General features: G+C 66.0%; 3 protein-coding genes and 1 pseudogene. All 4 read right to left on the bottom strand.

The annotated features are described in order from the left end of the window. Positions 1–549: 549 nt before the first annotated feature. Positions 550–1,074, bottom strand: a complete 525-nt coding sequence (locus QMK24_RS40845; protein WP_283471980.1) for an RICIN domain-containing protein — start codon at positions 1,072–1,074, stop codon at positions 550–552. A gap of 209 nt (positions 1,075–1,283) precedes the next feature. Further along, positions 1,284–1,856, bottom strand: a complete 573-nt coding sequence (locus tag QMK24_RS40840) for a hypothetical protein (RefSeq protein WP_283471979.1) — start codon at positions 1,854–1,856, stop codon at positions 1,284–1,286. Then, positions 1,853–2,344, bottom strand: a complete 492-nt coding sequence (locus QMK24_RS40835; RefSeq protein ID WP_283471978.1) for a hypothetical protein — start codon at positions 2,342–2,344, stop codon at positions 1,853–1,855. The genes QMK24_RS40840 and QMK24_RS40835 overlap by 4 nt, the downstream gene beginning before the upstream one ends. A 207-nt stretch (positions 2,345–2,551) precedes the next feature. After that, positions 2,552–3,046: pseudogene (locus QMK24_RS40830) on the bottom strand (transposase); the annotation flags it as partial. Positions 3,047–3,179: the final 133 nt, after the last annotated feature.

Genomic DNA, 3,179 nt, shown 5'->3' with positions numbered 1-3,179 from the left:
CACTGCACAGCTCTGCTACTGGGCCCGCAACGGCCGACTCATCCGCACCGCCCCGAACACCTACAAGATCACCCTCCCCGACAGCTTGACATCGCCAACGGGCCCTTAACTTCGTGGCATTGGTCGAGCATCTGGCGGTGGCAGTAGCCCTCCGGCTGCCCGCCCCGACCCTCCAGCCAGGCGGGCACCGGCAGCAACGGGCGGACGCTGGACCACTGCGCGTCCGTCATGTCCGAGGGATAGCGCCGCCGCCGATCCGCACGGTCGGCCGCATTGCGGTACACATGCGCGAGGCAATCACACGATGGTGCAGCCGAGTTGGACTCCGCAGGCGTCAACGCGTAGAACTGCGACATCAGGGCCTCCTGGTGGCTCTCCGGCTTCAACACCCACGAGATGCGCCAGGGGCCCTGTCTTCATGCCCACCCGAACGAAAGATCCCCCGACCGGGAACCGGTCGGGGGATCTTTCGTTCGAGCACCAGGCACCTTGATCGATAGAAATACAGCTTCTAAGCGGGTCAGGCGATGAGACGACGGGCGCCCTTCATTACACGTAGCCGAAGGTCACGACCTCGTTGGAGGCGTTGTTGCAGGGGTAGAGGCGGGCGTGGTTGCCCCACTGGTCGCCGCCCCACATGTTGACGCAGTTCGTGGCGGCGCTCTTGGGCTGGAGCCGGTCGATAGGCCAGGTATTGCCGTTGTTGTTGACGATGTTGAACTGGCCGTCCCCGTCGTTGACGCAGGCGTAGAGCACGATGTCGTTGCCGGTCTTGTCGCCCCCCTGCCAGTTGTTGAGGCACAGGTAGGGGGAGATCGTGCTCTGGATCTTGAAGTGCGTGGGGTCGATGTTGATGATTTTCCACTGCTGGGCATTGGTGCCGTTGCAGCCCCACTGCTGCACATACTGCATGCTGTGGGCGTCGGCGTTGGGGACGTCGAGGCACAGGCCGTTGTCGAACTTGATCTGCACGACGCCGGATAGGGCGTGGGCCGAGGGAGAGGTGACGAGACAGGTGATCGCAGCGAGGGCGAACGTCCCGGCGGACGTAGCTATCTTGCGGCGTATGGACATTTGTGACCTCCGGTATCGGCGCAGGTGATCACTGCGCTACGCCCGCAGATATAACCACACATAGGAACTGACGCGTCTTCAGACCCCCTACCAACAAACCCTGCTAACCCTGTTCGAACCACCCAGCCACCTGAACGGTAGGACAACGGGTTCTGAGACGCCCTGCCCGCTCGTGGGGCATCAGGGTCTGTTGCTGGACCCGACTTTTGTCAGGCGCTCGCTACTGACGGGTCCGCGGTCATCTCGTTGACCTGGGCCTTCAGGTCGGCGATCTGCGCTGCCATCGCGTTGATCGTCTGCTGGTCCTTCATGGCCTTGGTGCCCAGGCCCTCGACGCCGCTGATCAGCCGCAACGCCCCGTCTGCGGTCTGGGCCATCTGTCCGAATGCTTGTGCGTCGATGCTTTGGGGATTGGTCGCCTCGAAGGCGGTCGCGCGTTTCATCTCGGCCAGGGAGGCGACGCTTTTGCGGCAGGCCAGGAGCGCGTCGCGGGCGCCGAACTCGTCTCCGTGGCCGGCCCGGTGGAAACGGGCCACCCACGCTCCGCGGCGAAGCGGGTGGTTGGACCTCATGAATTGCTCCAGGCGGTAGCCGTCGACCTCGGCGGGCCGCCGCGCTCCTCGCACCGCCGTCCACAGCCGGTTGCTGACCGGAATGCCGACCCCGGCCGCGATCTCTGCGTAGGAGACCTCTTCGGCCGCCCGGCGGTCCAGCCACAGCAGGACGTCGACGGTGTCCTGCTCGGCCCGGGTCGGCGGCCTGTCCTTGCCACGCCGGCTCAACCCAGCTTCTCACTCTCGTCCAGGAAGGCCCGCAGGGCTTCGTCATCCAGCGCGGTGTACTGACTGGCCGTAAGGTCCCGGATGAAGTCGATGGCGGCCTTCGAGGCGTCACACAGCTCGGAGACCGCACAGCTGCGGTCGACGGTGAAGTGGACCTGGTGCCGTTGCAACAGGCCCAGCGCCCGCAGCGTTCCCAGCCGGACCTGGGCCAGCTCGTTGAAGACCTGCAGGGCGGCGTCCACCTCCGTGGGCTGCGTGGCCGCCGGCACGGCCGCCGCCTGCTCGGCGTCCATCGCGCCACCGGCGCCGTCCGGCTCGGCCGCCCAGGTGCCGGCGTCACAGTCGAGCTCGGCACGCTGTTCGTCAGCATTCTGTGCGGCTGCCCGGTCGGCCTTGTCCTGCTCTTCGGCCTCCCGGCGGTTCCACTCCGCGATGCCCTCCATAGCGGCGGCACGGGTCGTCGAGTCGGCTAGGACCGCCGCTTTCACCGCGGTCGGATGCTGGATACGTAGACCAGGCCCCCCGGGCGAACCCCGGCGCGTTCGGACTCAGCCTGCAACGCTTGGCGGCGCTCACCCTCCGCCATGCGGGCCCCATAGCCCCGGTAATAGCCGCTCTCGCCGTAGAACGGGACGTCAGCCTCATCCGGCAGCTCGACGCACTCTGAGGTTCCCCCGCTGTGCGGGAGTGGTTGATTAGCTGGTCAGAGCGGGTCGACTGGGTTTCAGGTTCGCTTGTTCGGCCGTCGCCTGTTCGGTGTAGTGCTTCTCCTCGAATTCGACGGGGCTGAGGTAGCCGAGGCGTTTTTGGATGCGGCGGGGGTTGTAGAAGCCGTCGATGTACTCGAAGAGCGCGAGGTTCGCCTCGGCGCGTGTGGCGAAGACTCGGCCGCGGACGCACTCGGTCTTGACCAGCATCCACAGGTTCTCGGCGAGGGCGTTGTCGTACGAGTCCCCGACCGAGCCCATGGACGCTTGGATTCCCGCTCTGACCAGGCGCGTTGTGAGCTTGATGGCCGTGTATTGGCAGCCGTGATCGGCATGATGGATGAGTTTGCCGGGCTCGACTTCCCGGCTGGCGAGGGCGTACTCCAGTGAGGACAGGACCAGGTCGGCGTCCGCGCGGGCGGAGGTCTCCCAGGCGACCACCCGCCGTGAGAAGGCGTCGCGGATCGCGGACAGCCACAACGGCCCCTCGTGTCGGCGTACACGTGAACGTGCTCAGTCCCGTACGGATGAACGTGCTCAGTTCTTGATGTGCTGAGGGCGGTTGGTCGGCAGTCTGCTGCTGTCTGTTCGGGGCGGTGGAGGGCGGCTGACGGTG

Source organism: Streptomyces sp. PH10-H1, assembly GCF_030063355.1.
In the GTDB taxonomy this organism is placed as follows: Bacteria; Actinomycetota; Actinomycetes; order Streptomycetales; family Streptomycetaceae; genus Actinacidiphila.
The sequence above is the reverse complement of the archived record's forward strand: the minus strand, read 5'-3'. Positions and strand labels throughout refer to the sequence as shown.